Origin of the sequence: Pseudomonas sp. Ant30-3 (genome assembly GCF_000690905.1) — a bacterium.
Lineage (GTDB): Bacteria > Pseudomonadota > Gammaproteobacteria > Pseudomonadales > Pseudomonadaceae > Aquipseudomonas.
Window position 1 is genome coordinate 32,308 of the sequence record NZ_JMCL01000081.1, and the last position, 17,895, is coordinate 50,202.

General features: G+C 58.3%; 15 protein-coding genes. 8 read left to right on the forward strand and 7 right to left on the reverse strand.

Going from position 1 to position 17,895, the window contains the following annotated elements:
• Positions 1-16: 16 nt before the first annotated feature.
• From DU29_RS0119485 to DU29_RS01000000130205, 5 genes are all read left to right on the forward strand, one after another.
• Complete coding sequence (locus DU29_RS0119485) at positions 17-1,315, forward strand: diguanylate cyclase (protein WP_050483141.1); 1,299 nt, start codon at positions 17-19, stop codon at positions 1,313-1,315.
• Positions 1,316-1,338: 23 nt separating this feature from the next.
• Positions 1,339-2,082 carry a substrate-binding periplasmic protein gene (locus tag DU29_RS0119490; protein WP_028623189.1) on the forward strand — a complete coding sequence of 248 codons (744 nt, stop codon included), beginning with the start codon at positions 1,339-1,341 and terminating at the stop codon, positions 2,080-2,082.
• Positions 2,083-2,132: 50 nt separating this feature from the next.
• The gene (locus DU29_RS0119495) at positions 2,133-3,572 is read left to right on the forward strand and encodes an HD domain-containing phosphohydrolase (RefSeq protein ID WP_028623190.1); all 1,440 of its coding nucleotides are present in this window, start codon (positions 2,133-2,135) and stop codon (positions 3,570-3,572) included.
• A gap of 165 nt (positions 3,573-3,737) precedes the next feature.
• On the forward strand, positions 3,738-4,499 hold the full coding sequence (locus tag DU29_RS0119500) for an alpha/beta hydrolase (protein WP_028623191.1): 762 nt from the start codon (positions 3,738-3,740) through the stop codon (positions 4,497-4,499).
• Positions 4,500-4,753: 254 nt separating this feature from the next.
• A complete protein-coding gene (locus DU29_RS01000000130205; RefSeq protein WP_033050703.1) occupies positions 4,754-6,085 on the forward strand; it encodes an APC family permease in 1,332 nt (443 codons plus the stop codon).
• On the opposite strand, the gene yghU is transcribed toward DU29_RS01000000130205, so the two are convergent.
• Complete coding sequence (yghU, locus tag DU29_RS0119510) at positions 6,073-6,903, reverse strand: glutathione-dependent disulfide-bond oxidoreductase (protein WP_028623192.1); 831 nt, start codon at positions 6,901-6,903, stop codon at positions 6,073-6,075. The genes DU29_RS01000000130205 and yghU overlap by 13 nt on opposite strands.
• 220 nt (positions 6,904-7,123) lie before the next feature.
• On the opposite strand from yghU, the gene DU29_RS0119515 reads away from it, so the two are divergent.
• On the forward strand, positions 7,124-9,250 hold the full coding sequence (locus DU29_RS0119515; protein ID WP_028623193.1) for a TonB-dependent siderophore receptor: 2,127 nt from the start codon (positions 7,124-7,126) through the stop codon (positions 9,248-9,250).
• Between the two features lie 283 nt (positions 9,251-9,533).
• Positions 9,534-11,222 carry a Na/Pi cotransporter family protein gene (locus tag DU29_RS01000000130210; protein WP_050483142.1) on the forward strand — a complete coding sequence of 563 codons (1,689 nt, stop codon included), beginning with the start codon at positions 9,534-9,536 and terminating at the stop codon, positions 11,220-11,222.
• Between the two features lie 68 nt (positions 11,223-11,290).
• Here DU29_RS01000000130210 and DU29_RS0119525 read toward each other — a convergent pair whose 3' ends face one another.
• Positions 11,291-11,959: a polysaccharide lyase family 7 protein gene (locus DU29_RS0119525; RefSeq protein ID WP_028623194.1), complete on the reverse strand. Its 669-nt coding sequence runs from the start codon at positions 11,957-11,959 to the stop codon at positions 11,291-11,293.
• Between the two features lie 508 nt (positions 11,960-12,467).
• Here DU29_RS0119525 and DU29_RS0119530 point away from each other — a divergent pair.
• On the forward strand, positions 12,468-12,866 hold the full coding sequence (locus DU29_RS0119530) for a hypothetical protein (protein WP_152635565.1): 399 nt from the start codon (positions 12,468-12,470) through the stop codon (positions 12,864-12,866).
• 80 nt (positions 12,867-12,946) lie between these two features.
• Here the strand turns inward: DU29_RS0119530 and DU29_RS1000000131665 are convergent, their stop codons facing one another.
• From DU29_RS1000000131665 to DU29_RS0119555, 5 genes are all read right to left on the reverse strand, one after another.
• The gene (locus DU29_RS1000000131665) at positions 12,947-13,108 is read right to left on the reverse strand and encodes a DUF2986 domain-containing protein (RefSeq protein ID WP_081832518.1); all 162 of its coding nucleotides are present in this window, start codon (positions 13,106-13,108) and stop codon (positions 12,947-12,949) included.
• 96 nt (positions 13,109-13,204) lie between these two features.
• Positions 13,205-13,879, reverse strand: coding sequence for an HAD family hydrolase (locus DU29_RS0119540; RefSeq protein ID WP_028623196.1), 675 nt, complete (start codon positions 13,877-13,879; stop codon positions 13,205-13,207).
• 63 nt (positions 13,880-13,942) lie between these two features.
• Positions 13,943-14,128: a hypothetical protein gene (locus DU29_RS1000000132490; protein WP_152635566.1), complete on the reverse strand. Its 186-nt coding sequence runs from the start codon at positions 14,126-14,128 to the stop codon at positions 13,943-13,945.
• A 169-nt stretch (positions 14,129-14,297) separates the two neighbouring features.
• The gene (locus DU29_RS0119550) at positions 14,298-15,179 is read right to left on the reverse strand and encodes a manganese catalase family protein (protein ID WP_028623197.1); all 882 of its coding nucleotides are present in this window, start codon (positions 15,177-15,179) and stop codon (positions 14,298-14,300) included.
• A gap of 247 nt (positions 15,180-15,426) precedes the next feature.
• Entirely contained in the window at positions 15,427-17,598 is a 2,172-nt protein-coding gene (locus DU29_RS0119555) for a TonB-dependent siderophore receptor (RefSeq protein WP_028623198.1), read from the reverse strand.
• Between the last annotated feature and the right edge of the window lie 297 nt (positions 17,599-17,895).

Sequence of the window (17,895 nt, forward strand, 5' to 3'; positions counted from 1 at the left end):
CCAGGAAACCAAGGCAATGAAGTTCAGTTCGCTAGGGCGTCGCCTGGTCATGGCGACGCTTTTGTTTTGTCTGCTTTTTACGTTGGCGATGGTCTCGTTGCGCACATGGATCGCTTGGGAAAGCAATCTGGCGGACATGAATTCGGAGCTCGTCCTGATCGATCAGGTGTTCCAGAACACTTTGTCGCATGCCATCTGGGAAATGGACCGTGAATCGCTGAACAAGCAGCTCGCCAGCGTCGCCAGCGCCGCGCCCGTCGGGCGTGTGGTGCTGAACATCCCGCGGCCCGGTCAATCAGCTGAAGTCATTGAACTGAAGAAGTACGCCGACGCTTCGTCGGACAAGGCGCCGGTGTTGCATCGCCAGCTCGTTGCGCAGCCTTACGCGGGAGCTCACGAAATTGTCGGCGAGCTAACAATCGAAGGTGACGCCAATTTGCTTCGGGAGCGTCTTTGGGGCGAAGCGCGCGGCATCGTTATCACTCAGGTGATTCAGTCGTTGCTGCTGGCCGGGCTGATCATGACCATGTTCAATCGTTTGGTGACCGTGCATGTCGTCCACATTGCACGGCATCTGGGCGAGCTTGCGCCACAGTCCCTCGGCAATCACCTCAGGCTGCATCGCTCGGTGCGGCGTCAGGACGAGCTGGGCCTGCTCGAATTCCAGGTGAATGAGCTTCAGGACAATCTTCACGCCCATTTGGAGCGCCAGCGTTCGGATGAACTGGCCATTGCCTCCAGCCGCGATCATCTGGCCGAACTGGTCGAAGCGCGTACCGCGCAATTGAAGGCCGCTAATCAGTCTCTCGAAGCCTTGTCGCGTCACGATGCGCTGACCGGGCTGGCCAACCGTCGCTATTTCGACGAACTGAAGGATGTGGAATTCCGCCGTGCCATGCGTCACAAAACACCGCTGGCGGTGCTCATGTGTGACGTCGATTTCTTCAAGTTTTACAACGACACCTACGGCCACATGCAGGGTGACGAGTGCCTCAAACAGGTCGCGGAAACCCTGAGGGGGGTCTTCGGACGCTCGGGTGAACTGGCTGCCCGAGTCGGCGGCGAGGAATTCGTAGTGGTCTTGCCGAACATCAATGCCGAGCAGGCCTGCAACGCTGCACAACGACTGTGCGCAAGCCTGGCTGCGCGCGAATTGCCACACAGTGGCTCGACGGTATCGCCCTTTGTCACTCTGAGTATCGGGGTCGCCGAGCTGGACCCGCAGACCATGGATCATTTCGACCAATTGTTGCAACGCGCCGATCAGGCGTTGTACCGGGCCAAGTCTCAAGGACGCAATCGCGTCGCCTTATAAACCACTGTGGCCACGAGGTCTGTATGCATTTTCGTATGACGTTTTGCGCATGCCTGTTGCTGGCTGTGGTCAGCGTGCAATCCCGTGCTGAGGGGATTGAAGTGGTGACCGAGGACTCGATGTACGCTTTCCCTCGTGACGGCAAGGTCGTCGGGCCGGGGACGCGCATCGTCGAAGAAACCTTGCGTGGCGCTGCACTGACTGACTATCGCCTCTCGCTTTACCCGTGGGCACGGGCCTACGAAAAAGCCTTGCATGAGCCGAACGTGTTGATTTATCCGCTCACGAGAACCGCGATTCGCGAAGACTTGTTCAAGTGGGTGGGCGAGATCGACCGGGTTGCGATCAAGTTCTACAAATTGCGCGGGCGCACCGATATCACGCTGAACAGCCTTGAAGATGGCAAACGCTACACGGTCGGGGTGGTGCGGAACGATACCAAGCAGACTTTCCTGGAGCATCAAGGATTCACGCGGCTGGTTGTTTCAACTGATAATCACGCTAACTTTCAGAAATTGCTCAATCAGCAAGTCCTGCTGCTACCGATGTCGGAGAACTCGGCACGGCTGGAAAGTGCGGCCGCGCAGGTGGATTTCAGCTTGCTGGAGGACGTCTATTCGATTGATGACCAGCCTGCCAGGATCTACATGGCGTTCAGTCGAGACACATCGGACGAAATCGTCGAGAAGGCCCGGCGCTCATTCGAGCAGCTGGAAGCTTCAGGGGCAGTGGCGCGAATAATGAGCGAAGATCAGCCTTCCAGATAACGGGCAGGATCACTGTTAATAGGCCAAGCCCAACCAGTATGGAGAGCGGTATGTTGCAAAGCGACTTCGTCGAGCGGGAAAGTGCGGTTTTGGCGTTGTCCATGGTCGGCGACCTGAGCATGGGCCAGCCGTTCGATCAGTCGCGGCGTACCGCGCGCTTGGTGCAATTGCTCGCACGCACATGCGACGGTGACGGCGAGCACATAGAGGTCGGGCGACAAGTTGCGCTGCTGCGCTGGTCGGGATGCACCGCCAATGCGGAAGGTTTCACGCGTCTGCTGGGGGACGACGTCGAAGGGCGTAACGCGATGCTCAGTCACACGTTGGGCGCTGCGGGCCTGCGAGCGATGCGCAGGTCCACTCCATTGGCGCAGGTGCACTGCGAGGTTTCCGGGGATATCGCGCGGACGTTAGGTCTTGGGGCAGGCGTCGAGTCTGGCCTGCGCAACGTATTTGAGCAGTTCGACGGCGGGGGCAGGCCTTCCGGGCTGAGTCACCCTGAAGTGCCTGAAGTGGTTTATCAGGTGTTGCTGGCCGGCGATCTGGAAATCCTCTCGCGTGTTCACGGACTGGAGGCCGCTCTGGAGTGGATCGCCAGCATGCGTGATCAACGTTATCCCGCCGCGCTGGCCGGGGAACTCTTGCGACATGCCGGCGACTGGCTGGAACAGCTGCGCCTGCCGCCGGAAGTGCCTGCGAGCTCGCGTTCAGACCAGGCCGATGTGCCGCTGACGCTGGTCGGTGATGTGATCGATCTCAAGTTGCCCTGGCTTGCAGGCTATTCGCGGCGTTCGGCCAGCCTGGTGCGGGCAGCCGCGCAGCTTTCGGATTTATCGCAAGCGTCGACTGACCAATTGGGGCAAGCGGCGCTGATCCACGGCATTGGTAAGGCCGCGGTGCCCAATCGCATCTGGAACACGCCGGGCGCGCTCCTGGAGGGCGATCGGGAACAAGCGCGTCTTGTGCCTTATTGGACTTCGCGCGCCTGCAGCCAGATTCCCGCCCTTGCCGAGTCGGGTCAATTGGCGGCGCACGCCTATGAACGGCTGGATGGCAGCGGCTCCTTCCGTAATCTGAGCGCCAGTTCGCTGAAGGCGGAGCATCGCTTGCTGGCCGCTGCGCTGGCTTGGGAGGCACTGCGCAGCCAGCGACCTTGGCGACCGGCGTTCAGTGAGGATGAGACGACGCGCCTGCTGCTCGATGAGGCCGATAAGGGCCGGTTCGATTCGCGCGCGTGTCAGGCCGTGATTGCGGCGGCGCGTGGTGAAGCGTTGGTGCCGGCCTCGAAAGGCAGCGGCAGTTTGCTCAGCGAGCGGGAAACCGAAATTCTTCGCTGCATCAGTCAGGGAGGCAGCAACAAGGAAGTTGCCCGTCAGCTGCACATTAGCCCCAGCACCGTGCGTACTCATGTGGAAAGTGTGTTCCGCAAACTGCAATGTTCGACCCGGGCGGCGGCGACGCTCAAGGCGCTGACCTTAGGCCTGATTTAAGCGCTGAACCTTGCCATCGAACCGGTGAAACACAATCACCAGTTTCCATTGCAGATCCGCTGAGGGTTTCCAGCAGACATTTTTTCACCTGGCTCGGACAAACGACCGATACCCACACCCGCAGGTCTCGCCGAAACTGATCACACCCACACAGGAGATCGCATCATGTTCAAACCCAAAGCTCTCGCCCTCGCTCTCGCCATGACCGCCGCGGTTTTTTCCGGCGCCAGTTCAGCTGCTTCCCCGCAACCCTCGGTAGTGATTGTGCATGGTGCGTTCGCCGACGGCTCCGACTGGGGCAAAGTCGTTCCGCTGCTGCAGGCCGAAGGTATCAAGGTGACGGTGGTACAGAACCCGTTGACATCGCTGGCCGATGATGTGGCAGCCACTCAGCGTGTTTTGAACAACCAGGATAACGACGTCGTGCTGGTCGGACATTCTTGGGGCGGGACTGTGATCAGTCAGGCCGGCACCGACAAGAAAGTGCGCAGCCTGGTTTACGTTGCCGCGTTTGCTCCCGATGCTGGTCAGGCCACCAAGGATTTGGGCAAGGAGTACCCTGCGCCGTCCGGCGTGAAAGAGATCGCTGCCGACAAAAACGGCTTTCTCTACATGACGCCTCAGGGCATGGCCAGCGGTTTTGCTCAAGACCTTCCCCCCGAGCAAACCGCAGTGATGGCGGCGACGCAGGGCCCGATCCGTGCCTCGGCGTTTGACGACAAAACCAGCGTCGCTGCCTGGAAAGGCAAACCATCATCGTACGTCGTCGCTCGTGAAGACCGCATGATCCAGCCTGATCTGCAACGAGCATTTGCCAGGAAAATCGGCGCCGAGATGACCGAAGTCGACGCCAGCCACGTGCCCCAGCAGTCGCGCCCGGCGGATGTGGCGAAGGTCATTATCCAGGCGGTTCGCAAGGCTCAGTAACCGCACAGGCAGTACCAGCGCCAGCGGCCGTTGGTACTGCGCTCCCGCACGCGACGATCGCTCGCAGCGAAAAAAACCGAATCCCAAGGCTTCTGCCTCACGGGCAGCGGCCGGCTGGATGACGCGCGGCCAGCGGCTCCCTGTGGCCGTGAAACAGAACTGAACTTTCATGGCTCGGATACTTCTCACTGCAGACAAACTCAAGCAGCAACCAACACTGGTTTGCTCGATAGATCCGCGCCGAGAACCTGAGCATGAAAGTGACTTCCGCAACATCCAGTGTCCCACTGCGTCGAGCCATCACCGGGTCGATGCTGTTTTTGTTCATTCTCGGCGACGTGCTCGGCGCCGGTGTTTACGCACTGGCGGGCACCATTGCCGGGGAAGTGGGCGGCGCCATCTGGATACCGCTGTTGATCGCCTTGTTCTTCGCGATGCTGACGGCGGGCTCTTATGCCGAACTGGTGACGAAGTACCCGCATGCCGGTGCCGCTTCGGTCTTCGCCGAGAAAGCCTTCAAGTCCCCGATGATTTCCTTCCTGGTCGGCTTTTGCATGCTGGCAGCTGCGGTGACCAGCGCTGCGGGCCTGTCGCTGGCCTTCGCCGGTGACTACCTTGCAGCGTTTATCAGCGTTCCACCTCACCTGGCCGCGCTGGCGTTTCTGGTGGTGATCGCGCTGCTGAATGCCAGGGGAATCAAAGAATCCCTCGGCGCGAATCTGCTCATGACCGTGGTCGAATTGTCCGGGCTGATTCTGGTGATCGTCGCCGCTGCCTGGTATTTCCAGACGGGCGAAGCCGACCTCGGACGTAGCCTGGAATTCAAGCCCGGGGTCAGCCCCACGCTGGCGGTGCTGGGTGCCGCTCTGTTGGCTTTTTACTCTTTTGTGGGCTTCGAAACCTCAGCCAATCTGGCGGAGGAAATCGTCGATGTGCGCAGGGTTTATCCGCGCGCCTTGTTCGCCGCGCTGCTAACGGCAGGTGTCGTGTACATGGCGGTCGGCATTGCCGCGTCTGCCGTTCTGCCGATGGATAAACTGGTGCAGACCTCGGCTCCCTTGCTCGAAGTCGTTCGCGCATCGGGGCTGAATATCCCGCCGCGTTTGTTTGCTTTCATCGCCCTGGTCGCCGTCGCCAATGGCGCGCTGCTGACCATGATCATGGCGAGTCGGCTGACCTATGGCATGGCATGTCTGGGACTGTTACCAAGTCCGCTGGCGAAAGTGCTGCCAAACAGGCAGACGCCGTGGGTCGCGATTATCGTTACCACCGTGGTCGCCATCGCATTGACGCTCACTGGAACGCTCGCGACCCTGGCCGAGACCGTCGTGTTGCTTTTGCTCTTCGTTTTCATGAGCACAAATGTCGCGGTGCTGGTGCTGCGTCGCGACACTGTTGAAGAAGCGCATTTTCGCGTGCCGACCTGGGTGCCGGTGCTGGCGATCATTTCCTGCCTTTTGTTGCTCAGCCAGCAAAGCCTGGAAACCTGGCTGCGGGGCGGCGGGTTGATCGTGGTCGGCACGCTGCTCTATGCGTTTTCTCGCGTGGCCATGCGGGCTGCCGTCGAGCCCAATCAGAAGGCCTGATGCCGTTCGGCAACCTGGCTCGCTTCATCGCCCCACGTGCGGTTGACCCGTTGCCCACGGACAACCGCCGGCCGCTTGGCAATCTCTTGCGCCCAGCGTTGCAAATGAACGTATTCGCTGGCTGACAGAAACTCGGCGGCCGAATAGACATTGTTGCGCACCAGTTCGCCGTACCACGGCCAGACGGCGATGTCGGCGATGGAATAGCTGTCGCCGGCGAGGTACGGACTTTCACTCAGACGCCGATCCAGCACGTCCAGTTGCCGTTTGGCTTCCATGGTAAATCGGTTGATCGGGTACTCGAATTTCTCCGGTGCATACGCATAGAAGTGGCCGAAACCACCGCCCAGGTAGGGCGCGGCGCCCATCTGCCAGAACAGCCAGTTGAGGGTTTCCGTGCGCCCGGCGAGATCGGTCGGCAACAACTCACCGAATTTCTCCGCCAGGTACAGCAGGATGGCGCCGGACTCGAACACGCGGATCGGCGGTTGCACGCTGTGATCCATCAGGGCCGGAATCTTCGAATTCGGATTGATCTCGACAAAACCACTGGAGAACTGATCACCCTCGCCGATGCGGATCAGCCAGGCGTCGTATTCGGCACCGGCATGCCCCAGCGCCAGCAGCTCTTCAAGCAGGATGGTCACCTTCACGCCGTTGGGCGTCGCCAGCGAATAGAGCTGCAAGGGGTGCTTGCCTACCGGCAGCGTTTTGTCGTGAGTCGGCCCGGCAGTCGGGCGATTGATGTTGGCGAACTGGCCACCGGATGATGCGTCGTTCGACCAGATTTTCGGAGGAATATAGGGTGAATCAGTCACGGGACGAACCTCATTAAACTGAAAAGGGGAGGGGTGCGCTTTCACATTAACTTGGCTGTGGCATTTTCTACATAACGTTCAAAGGTACGCGACCAATTTCAGCGCCTTGGGATACTTGTAAATGAGAATACGTATCAGAAGCTAATGATATGGGATACCATGCGCCGCGATTACTGGCACGTATGCCGTCCCATATGGCTTTTTTCTCAAGGTTTGCTCGATGCGTCGTACTCTGGTTTCCATTTGTGTGCTTCAGGCGTTTTCCGCTCCAGCCTGGGCGGAGCAGGCAACAATCACGACAAACAGTCTGGAGTTGCAGGCTACTGACATCGTTGGAACGTCCGATTATGAAACGGCACAAGGGCCCGTGCAGGGCTACCGGGCGACGCGCTCCGCCAGTGCGACGCGAACAGACACCTCGATCCACGAAACGCCGCAGTCCATTAGTGTCGTGACCAAGGACGCCGTAGAAGATATCGGCGCCACTCGCCTGCAAGACGCGCTGGATTATGCCGGCGGAGTGGGCCGGGCGAACAACTTCGGCGGCCAGGGGCTCACCACGTTTACCGTGCGCGGATTTACCACCGGCGAGTTCTATCGCAACGGGTTCCCGATCAATCGCGGATATCCGAACATGCCGGACGCGAACACCATCGAGCGCCTGGAAGTGTTGCGCGGCCCGGCGACCACTCTGTATGGGCGCGGCGATCCCGGCGGCACATTCAACGTTGTCTCCAAGCAACCTCTGGCCGAGCGCACCGTAACGCTGGGCAGTCAGCTCGACGATCAGGGCATGCGCCGCGGCACGCTGGATGCCTCCGGTCCGCTCGACGAAGAAGGCCGTCTGGCCTATCGCCTGAACGTGGTGGGAGAGGGCGGCGACACCTTTCGCGATCACGTCGAAACCGAACGCTACGGTGTGACACCGGTGATTTCATGGCAGGCGAGCGATGCCACCAAGGTGATCTTCGAAGGCGACTTCATGCGCAACAATCACCCGCTGGATCGCGGCGTGACGCGTTATCCGAATCAGATTGGCACTGCGTCCCGGGACACGTTCTTCGGTGAAAAAGACGCCGGCAAACTGCACAACGACAACAACATGGCGCAGTTGCGCTTCGAGCATTTTCTGAGTGACAACTGGACCTTGGGCGGCGGTTTTCAGTGGCTGGATGGCAGCTTGCAAGGCAACGCCATCGAAGCCAACGGCATGGCGGCGGACGGGCGCACGCTGGGACGCAACTTCAACTACCGCAAACTGGAATGGACGGACAAGGACACCCAACTGAACCTCACCGGGCGTTTCTCCACCGGCGGTTTCGACCACACTTTGTTGACCGGTATCGAGTACGAGGATTACGACTACAAGTCCATCATCCAGCGCTCCAGTGGGGCGGTCGACGCTTACCCGATCGATATATTCAATCCCGTTTATGGTCAGCCACGGCCGGCCTTGACCCGCACGCCGACCCACGACAAGGAAAACCTCAAGACGTACGCGGCCTTCGTGCAGGATCAAGTGGCATTGACCGAGCGCTTGAAGGTCCTGGCGGGCGCCCGTTTCGAACGTTTCGAGCATGATTATGAAACCTTCGTGCCGGGCGGCAGAAGCTGGCAGGCCAGCGACAATGCGATGACGCCGCGTATTGGCGTGCTGTATGACCTCACCGATAGCGTGGCGGTGTACGCCAACACCGCGCGCTCGTTCAAACCCAATACCGGGGCCAGTCGGCAGGGTGGCGGCTTTGCGCCGGAGAAAGGCAAGTCCTATGAAATGGGCATCAAGTGGGAGGCACTGGATCGTCAATTGAGCGTGGACGCAGCCCTTTATCAGATTGAAAAACGCAACGTCCTGACAACGGATCCCGTGGACTCGACGTTCAGCGTGGCAGCGGGCGAAGTGCGCAGCCGTGGCTTTGATCTGAACGTAGCAGGCAATCTGACCCCAGAGTGGCGAATGATCGGTGGCTACGCCTATGTCGACGCCGAAGTGACCAAAGACAGCGTCCTGCAGTCGGGCACCCGGTTGATGAACATTCCGAAGAATAGCTTCAGCCTGCTCAACGTCTATGAGTTTCAGGACGGTCATCTGAAAGGCCTGGGCCTGGGGGTGGGTGGCAAGTACGTCGATGAACGTGCGGGCCAGACCGCCAATACCGCGTTTTCGATGGGCAGTTACACCGTTATGGACCTGCTCGGTTTCTACAAGGTCAACGACAACGTCAGGCTCAATCTTGATGTGAAGAACCTGTTTGATCGCGATTATCAAGAGGGTGCGTTTGGCAACATCTACGCCTACCCGGGTGAGCCGAGGACGGTTCAGGTGGGTATTTCTTATAAGTTGTAGGTGACCGACAGGCGCTCGTGAGCCCTTCAAGACCTTCTGCGGCGTCTGCATCTCTGGTGCAGACAGACCGCAATCGCCAGCAAGCCCGCTCCAGGCGCGTTTGCGGCCCTGATGGCAGGGGCCGCAGACCGGCCATCGCCCCAAGTCGAACCCTGACGCGTCCTTCACCAATGCGTCACATTGTGTGTCTAGCGTTCAAGCATCGCCCCCGCGTACCTGCCGAGCATGCTGTCCGGTAGACAGAGATCCGCGCCGGCCATCGTCCGTTTATTGGAGAGCCGTCTTGGAAATCAACATTTTCAGAGATTTGCTGGTGCCCGTGATAGGCGGTCTGGGCATATTCATGCTCGGACTGGAATTCATGTCCGACGGGATAAACAATCTGGCGGCCAATCGCATGCGCGCCTGGCTGGCGAAATTGGCGGGCACCCCGGCGAAGGGGCTGGCGGCCGGCACGATGATTACTGGCGTGCTGCAGTCAAGCACCGCGATGACCGTCATGGTGGTCGGCCTGGTCAATGCCGGGGTCGTGGGGCTGCGACCTGCGATCAGCGTCATCATGGGGGCCAATATCGGAACCACGCTGGGCAATGGCTTGATCGCCATGCCGCTGGGGCCATTGGGGTTGATTTTTGCCGGGCTGTTCGCCCTGGTTTATGTCTTCAGCAAAAGCGAAAAGACCCGAAACATCGCGCTTGCCGTGATTGGCTTTTCGCTGATCTTCTATGGGCTGAACCTGTTAACCGGTGGCCTCAAACCGTTGCGCGATCTACCCGAAGTGATGTCGGTCATTTCCAGTCTGCAGGCCGACAGCTTTGGCGGTCTGGCGATCTGCGTACTGACGGCCGCAGGTATCACCGCAATGATCCACTCGTCGTCCGCCACCATCGGCATCGTGATGGGGCTGGGAGCGGCGGGGGTCCTGGACTGGCAGACCGCCGTGGCTTTTTCCCTGGGCGCCGACCTGGGCACCACTGTCACGTCCTGGCTGGCCTCACTTAATTTATCCAAGAACGCCAAACGCGCGGCCTACGCGCACATCTCATTCAATGTGATCGGCGTGGCCGCGATGTTTCCGCTGTTCTTTATGTCGATGGATTTGCTGCAGTGGCTGATGAGCCTGGTTGGCATGGACGTGACCAAGTCGGTGATGGTCGATGGCAAGGAGAGCTTCCCGCTGGTGCCGGTGGCCGTAGGGGTGTACTCCATCGGTTTCAACCTGTTCAACACGGCGCTGATGTTCCCGTTCATAGGCGTCTTCGACCGCGTCTTGTCTCGTATTGGTGCCGGTCGCAGCGATGTCGAGGACTACGCGATGCCGCGCTATCTGGACCGTGCAGCGCTGAGCAACCTCAGCACCGGTGTGGCGGCCGTGAGCAAAGAACTGGCGCGGCATACTCAAGGCACTGGCCTGCTGTTGGCCGCAGCCCGGGGCGATCACGAGACAGTGAAAAACTCCACCGAGCATGAGCACGCTCTCGATTCTTTGAGTCAGGAGATCCGCGGCTACACCGCACAAATGTTCAAGAACGACCTGAGCGAACGCCAGACCAACCTGCTGGCGAGCCTGATCGAGGAACAGGATTTCAGCGCGAGCCTGACCGAGACCTTGTCGCAAATTACCCGCCGGGTTCAGCGCCAGGTGTTCTCTGCCAACGGCCAGGCCATCGTCGCGGCTGTCTTGGATATCGTCGAGCCTGCGGTGAAAAACGGTCCGCAAGGCGTTTATCTGCCACAAGCCCACAGCAAACAATTGCTGGAACTGCGCGAACGTTGCTTGCAGCCAGAACTGAAACTCGGATGGGATGAACGGGGTGCCATTCTGGCCCTGCTGGGCAGTGCAGAACGCGCGCTCAATCTGGTTCAGCGCATCGATGACGAGCGCCTTTCAGTGTCGCGAGAACTGGGTCATGACGAAGCAGTGCAAGATGCCGACTCTGAACCGGGCGGCGCATTTCCCAAGCCTGCATGAGGCCTGTGCATGCGTCCTGGCCACGCACATTGACGAGGCGTGGCCAGGTTACGCTACTGTAGAACCCACTAAATCTTGTGGTGGATCTCCAGCATTCTGAACGTCACTTTTCCGCCTTCGGTGGGGTAGCCGGTGTTGTCCTGCACATACGCACCCGCTTTGAAATACAGCGGTTTGGTCTTCCAGCTCGGATCGACTTTGGATCTCCAGTTGTACCCCGCCGCGCTGATGCCCAGTGCGCCCCCCGGGCTCAGGTGAATCTGGTAGGTAAAGTTCTGGTTGAGCGCAACACCCTTCACCAGCGTGATGACCTGGCCCTCTTCATCGTCAGGATGCAGGCGCACCTTGGCGACAATGTTCCCCGTTAACGACTTCTCCTTGTACTGGTATTCCAGCTTCACCATGGGGCTGTTGCTGTCCTTGTTATGGATCTGGCCAATCACGATTTTGCCAGAGCTGGGGACCTGATTGATCGAAAGTTTCGCCCGCAGAATGTTATCCGCCGCCGAGTACGTCCAGTTGCGCAGCGTCCCGTCAGTATTGGTTTCCCGCAACTCGCTACGCGGGTAACTCGCGTTGGCCGTTTTGGAACCTGTCACAGGCGCCCAAAAGGAAAGGGTTGCGGCGTCGGAACTGAAATATTCGTCTTTGAAACCTTGCGCCAGTCGGGGCGTTTCTATGGTGGCCGGTGGGCTGCCTACAGGGATGCTTAAATTCCAGTTTCCGAGGTCGATCATGGCGATATTCCTATAGGGCGAAGAATGTTGCGGCCACAGTCACGCTCGAACCGTATTTAGGCGGTGTCGGTTGGTCTTGCTGACGGTGGAATCCGTATGGCGGATGTTTGACGTCAAATGATCGTCAAGAGGAGCCATTGCAGCCTTCATGCCTGAAAGTGCTACCGTTGGTCGGCCTTGTCGCCTGGAATTGAACCTTCCCTCTCGAGCGAGATCGAATCGCGCCGCCACGCACCAGCCGCTGGCGCGAGCGCACAGCGGGTCGCCGGGCACCACCTCAACGGTTTGTACCGAACGTAAGTGCCACAGACGCGAACTACTTGAGCAGCACGGGGGAGAGGTAATGCAGAACAATGCTCTCGCAAAGATATCGGCGAGCATTAAAGCTTGCCGATAAAGAGGTCTATTCCGCGCTATTGAAATTATCGTGAATGAATATATTCACGCCTTTGTGCGCGGCTAATATTCAACGCGTTGGAATATGTTGCTCATGACAAGGGGGCAGGTGATGAATAAATTAATACTTTGCTTGTTAATGGTGCTGTTTATAACGGGCTGCGCTTCTTCTGGTCATCAAGCTGCGGCCGACGCGCACGCGGTTGCGCCACCGAACGCCAAACAATTGAGCGCAGGCGAAATCAACTCGACGGTGATAGGTCGTGAGCATTCGAGTGTGACGGCTACAGGTTATTCCTTTACCGAAACACTCAACCCTGACGGGACTGCTGAGATAAAGATTTCCAGTGAAGCCCTGCAAAAAGGGTCATGGGTCATGACCGAGGACATTATCTGCGTGAGCTATCAGAAATATGGCAAGGAGTGCAACAAAGTGCTCAGTGATGGCGCCTCAATCTGGTTCGTTGATAGCACGACCAATAAGACCAATAACAAATTTTCTGTCAAATAGGATGCTGGCGTGGTTTGTTCACTATTACTGCTGACCACGCAGTGATGAGAGTTGGCAGGTAGGCCTGAGGACGGCTTGAATCAACTGTCGGACGAGTTGACCGTACCCTCAACGGACTCCTCAGCCAGCTTCAGCCGGTCAGCCTTGCTGATGTATTTGGACTTGCTCGCCGGTGCCAATTTGGCACTGGCCTTTTTGGCGTGCGCCTTTAATAACTGCTGTATTTTTTTACGACGATTCATAGCGCTCTACCCAATTTGTAAGCGCTTGCATGATATCAGCTCGCACAGCAACGCAGCCGCGCAAATACTCGGCCATGCAGCAATCTCAGTGCATATTCAGGGACGCGAAGCCACCTCGTCCAGGTGGTGCAGCAAACTCAGCGGATCTTCATAAACCCTCAGCGCTCCAGCTCGCTCAAGCTCACCGCGGTCATAGCCACCGGAAAGCAAACCAATGCCGGTCGCTTTACACCGCCTCGCGGCCAGCATGTCCCACACCGCATCGCCGATGACCAGGCATTCTTCTATTGCTACATCCATTTTCTGTGCGGCCGCGAGGAAGAGGTCCGGGTCTGGCTTGCCGTACTTGACGTCATCGCGGGTGATGAGATTGATGTCTTTGGCATTGAGCTTCAAGGCCTTCAAGTTGATGCTCGCAGTGTCGACGCCTCCGCTGGTCGCAATGCACCACTGCACGCCTTCCTCGGTCAGCGTGTTCAGCAGCTCAACTGCACCGGGCAGCGCGATGATCTGACCCTGTAAAGCCTCATAGGCCTGCGCATGTTTATCGCTCAGCTTCTTCGCTTGTTCCGGACTGATCGTCAGCCCGGTTTCGCGGGACAGCGTCTTGAGCATCAACCCGCCGCTCATGCCTATTTTCCGGTGAATGCGCCACATCGCGAGCGGAATATTTTCCGAATCGAGTGCTTCTTTCCAGGCCGCGACGTTCTGATAGACGCTGTCAGTCAGCGTGCCGTCGAGGTCAAATATGATTGAGGTTTGCGGTCGCATGTAGTACTCCAGTATTCAAATGTCATCCCTGGCTATTTCCATTCCAGACAATCGTGTGGCCGGCTACTTACGGACCGGAGCTCTTTCCAGGTCAGCAGGGCCGGGTGTGACCCGCGCTCCATCACCTTCAGATTCCTCGCGACTCACGCGCTCGTCGTCGGTCAGGCCGACGTCTGTCTCATTCGATCCGTCACGGTCGGACAGGTCGTTAGGCAGGATGGTGCCTACCCCGAAGATAATCGCTGCCATGTAAACCTTCAGTCCTCTGCAGGCTTGTCTGCAATCATGTTCAAAGCCTGCGAAGGCTCTATCCATCACTTTGTTGAAGTGATCTTGAACTGACACTGTTCTGTTATCCGGTTGCAATCTCGTCACTCCTCTGGTTTGTGCGACCTCATAAGAGGTCGCTGAACACAAATCAGGCATCTTTGCCTTGCACGTAACCTGAACCCAGATCCGCGCCTGTCACCGGTTCACTGAGTGGGTCAGATGCAGTGCGAATCTTCATCGCTTCCAAAACAGATTCATCGTCTTGGGAAAGATTCACAGAAGCTGATCCGTCACCGCCGTCAACGGCAGGCTCAGGACTCTCGACATATTCCCAACCGGCACCCTCGTTCCAAGGGCCGCGGACATTGGGTTCGCCCGACATGTTGAAGTATTTATGGGTAAACGCCGGATCGCCGGGCAGCTTGCCTTGCGGGAAGTTCGGTTGAATGGCGTGCAGCGCTTTTTCAAATGACTTCTGGTGCGCGATTTCTCGCGTCATCAAGAAGCCCAGTGCTTCTTTCACGCCGGGATCATCGGTCACGTTGATCAAGCGTTCATACAAGATTTTTGCCCGTGCTTCTGCAGCGATATTTGAACGAAAGTCTGCAGTAGGTTCAGAAATCGAGTCGACGTAAGCCGCCGTCCATGGGACGCCTGCGGAGTTGACCAGTGGTGCGCCTGCACCGTAAAGAAGGCTGGTTATGTGCGAGTCGTTACCGGCGCCGTTAATTGCCCGGTACAGTTCACCTTCCTCTTGCACACCTTCCGCCAACTGCCCTTTGGCACCTCGGTTGAGCATCACGATAATCGAACCGACAATTTCAAGGTGGCTCAATTCTTCGGTGGCAATATCCATCAACAGGTCTTTGCGACCAGGATCTTCTTCCGCCAATGCCTGAGTGAAATAGCGAGCTGCCGCTGCCAGTTCACCATTGGCACCGCCAAATTGCTCAAGCAGCAGGTTTGCCAGCCCCGGGTTGGGTTGCGCAACTCGCACGGTGTACTGAAGGCGTTTGTTATGTAAAAACATTGGGTCATTCCTCATGCAGGCTAAATGCGCAATCACCACTGCGGGTGTTAGCGCGTGCATAAGTTGTGAGGTACAGAAATCGGCGGAATTTCGTTTATTAGTGCCGGTCGAGACGGACGGTACCAACCTTTTAGTTCAAGAAATCTGCGCGAAACCAGCGGCCACGTAGTCGACATCGTCAGCTGGAGCGACCGTTGCTGAAGACATGCGTGGCGTCTCCGGCAACGGTTCGTAGCGTATTACCGACTCAAAATTTGTATTTGGCCGTCAGCATGTAGCTGCGTGGCGTGCCGTAATTGTCGGTAGAGCCCCAAGTGGTGTTGTAGCCGATCGAGGAGTAGTAGACCCGGTCGAACACATTGTTGGCGTTGACTTGCAGGTCGAGGTGTTTGTTGACTTCGTAGCCTGCCATCAAGTCCGTAACGGCGTAGCTGCCCTGCTCGAGGCGATAGCTGCCAGCGGTGAGCGGCACGTCGTTGTACATCCGGCTCTGCCAATAGACGTTGCCGCCAACCCGGAATTTTTCCAGTGGCCCCTGCAGGCGATACACCGTCGAGACTTTGAAAAGATGCTCAGGCGTGTCGGTGTCGAAACGCTGATTCTTGTTTTCCGGGTTTTCGTCTTTGATGTAGTGCGCGCGGGTGTAGGTGTAGCCGGCACCCACTTGCCAGTTCTCGCTGAGGGCGCCTTGCAGTTCCAGGTCCAGGCCTTGGCTGCGGACTTTGCCGGAGGTCTCGTAGCAGGTCATGACCGGGCAACCGAGCTGACTGTCTGCAAGCGAAGCGCGGTTTTTCTGGTCGATCTGGAACACCGCGAGGCTGGCGTTGAGTGCGCCGTCGAAGTACTCGCCTTTGATGCCGACTTCATAGTTCTCGCCGACAATCGGCTCCAGCAGTTTGCCGGAAATGTCCTTTGAAGTTTGTGGGGTGAAGATGTCGGTGTAACTGGCGTAAACGGAGTGGTGGTCGTCGAGTTTGTAGATCAGGCCGGCGTAACGCGTCAGGTTGCGGGTGACTTTGAAGTCGCCGTCGCCGGAGCGGTCGTCGTAGTCGTACCAGTCCAGGCGGCTGCCGAGGATCAGCGTCAGCGGATCGGCCAGGCTCAGACGGGTAGTGAGGTAAACCGCATCCTGAGTGGTGACGTTGTGGGTTTTGCCGCTACGCACAAAGTCCGGCTTCGGCGCACCGATCGGCCACGCCGTGGTGTACGGGCTGTACTCTTTGGTGGTGGCATCGTAAGCGCGGTTGCTGGCGCCGACGACCACTTCGTGGGTGCGGCCGAAAGCTTCGACCGGGCCGCTGGCATAGACGTCCAGCGCGTTTTGTTTGTCGGTGTGATGCGATTGATAGGCCGTGGTTTCCAGCGGTCCGGCGTATCGTGACTGGTAAGTGCCGGAGAATTCACCGTCCAGTGTCGAAGCCGAGGCCGCGGCGTGCAGCTTCCAGTCGTTGTTGAAACGATGCTCCACTTCACCGAACACGGTATCGATCTGCAGCTTCTTGTTTTCCCAATCCGTGCCCGGGTAGGTGGAGCGGGGCAGGTCCAGGTGGTGGCCGTCGGTGCCAATCGGCAAGCCGCCCCAGAAATAGTTGGTCTGCTCGTTCTGGCGCGAAAAGCCCAGGGTTGCCATGGTGCTGTCGCTCAGATCGGCTTCGCCGATGGCGTAGAACAGACCGTGATCGTTTTCTTCCTTGTCGCGAAAACTGTCGGCGCCCTGATAGGAACCCACCACCCGACCGCGCAACGTGCCACTTTCGTTCAGTGGGCTCGACGCATCGAACACACCGCGATAATCATCCCAGCTGCCGGCGGCGCCCGTGAGGATCACTTGCTGGTCGGCCGTGGGGCGTTTGCGCACCATGTTGATGGCGGCGGAAGGGTTGCCGGCGCCGGTTACCAGACCGGTTGCGCCGCGAATGATTTCGACGCGGTCAAACATTGCCAGGTTCGGCTGTACGGGCATCGTGTAGGGCTGGTAAGAGCTGGGCAGCCCGTCATACATGATGTTGTCGATGTCGAAACCGCGCGAGCTGTACGTCTGTCGACCCGGTCCACTCGCCTGGCTGAGGAACAGCCCCGGCGTGCCCCTCACCACATCATTGATGCTGGTCATCGCCTGATCGTCCATGCGCTGACGCGTAATCACGGTCACCGCTTGAGGCGTTTCGCGCATGGTCAGTGGCAGCTTGGTAGCGGTCTGCATGGGGCCTGTGGTGTAGGAACCGGTATCTTCGGTGGTGCTGCCCAAGCCGGTGGCGCTGATTTCGGTCGCGCCCAGCTCCAGAGTGCTGGATGGAGCGTCTTTAACAGCGGGCGGCGTCTCATCGGCTGAAGCCAGCGGAATGCTTGCCATGCCGATGGCCAATGCCAACAGACTGGGAGAGAGGTTGCAACGGCGGTTTGTGGTGTAGAACGACATCAATCTGATTCCCCAAGCGATACCAAAACGAATCGAATGCAAGCGCATCTAATAATAATTCGCATTAGTGTCTCAGATCGTTACACCTGAAGAAAGATAGACGAGTCAGTTAGTTAACAAAATTTTCACATGCGCAGGGGCGCCACTTGCGTGCGCTTCATGCGGCGGGAGAACTATGGACGTCAGGATGGAAGGATTGAGGCTGCAGCGATTAAACGCTGATCAAGCGCTGTCGCTGCATGATTCCGGGGGCTTCTCGCACAGCGCACATCATGTAAAAGAGGCAGCGATATCATC

Excerpts from the sequence above, each read along its gene's own strand:
- DU29_RS0119495 (WP_028623190.1), top strand. The coding sequence starts at position 2,133 with ATGTTGCAAAGCGACTTCGTCGAGCGGGAAAGTGCGGTTTTGGCGTTG.
- DU29_RS0119550 (WP_028623197.1), bottom strand. The coding sequence starts at position 15,179 with ATGTTTTTACATAACAAACGCCTTCAGTACACCGTGCGAGTTGCGCAA.
- DU29_RS0119515 (WP_028623193.1), top strand. The coding sequence starts at position 7,124 with ATGCGTCGTACTCTGGTTTCCATTTGTGTGCTTCAGGCGTTTTCCGCT.
- DU29_RS0119485 (WP_050483141.1), top strand. The coding sequence starts at position 17 with ATGAAGTTCAGTTCGCTAGGGCGTCGCCTGGTCATGGCGACGCTTTTG.
- DU29_RS0119500 (WP_028623191.1), top strand. The coding sequence starts at position 3,738 with ATGTTCAAACCCAAAGCTCTCGCCCTCGCTCTCGCCATGACCGCCGCG.
- DU29_RS01000000130205 (WP_033050703.1), top strand. The coding sequence starts at position 4,754 with ATGAAAGTGACTTCCGCAACATCCAGTGTCCCACTGCGTCGAGCCATC.
- DU29_RS1000000131665 (WP_081832518.1), bottom strand. The coding sequence starts at position 13,108 with ATGAATCGTCGTAAAAAAATACAGCAGTTATTAAAGGCGCACGCCAAA.
- DU29_RS1000000132490 (WP_152635566.1), bottom strand. The coding sequence starts at position 14,128 with ATGGCAGCGATTATCTTCGGGGTAGGCACCATCCTGCCTAACGACCTG.
- DU29_RS0119525 (WP_028623194.1), bottom strand. The coding sequence starts at position 11,959 with ATGATCGACCTCGGAAACTGGAATTTAAGCATCCCTGTAGGCAGCCCA.
- DU29_RS0119555 (WP_028623198.1), bottom strand. The coding sequence starts at position 17,598 with ATGTCGTTCTACACCACAAACCGCCGTTGCAACCTCTCTCCCAGTCTG.
- DU29_RS0119530 (WP_152635565.1), top strand. The coding sequence starts at position 12,468 with ATGAATAAATTAATACTTTGCTTGTTAATGGTGCTGTTTATAACGGGC.
- DU29_RS0119540 (WP_028623196.1), bottom strand. The coding sequence starts at position 13,879 with ATGCGACCGCAAACCTCAATCATATTTGACCTCGACGGCACGCTGACT.
- DU29_RS0119490 (WP_028623189.1), top strand. The coding sequence starts at position 1,339 with ATGCATTTTCGTATGACGTTTTGCGCATGCCTGTTGCTGGCTGTGGTC.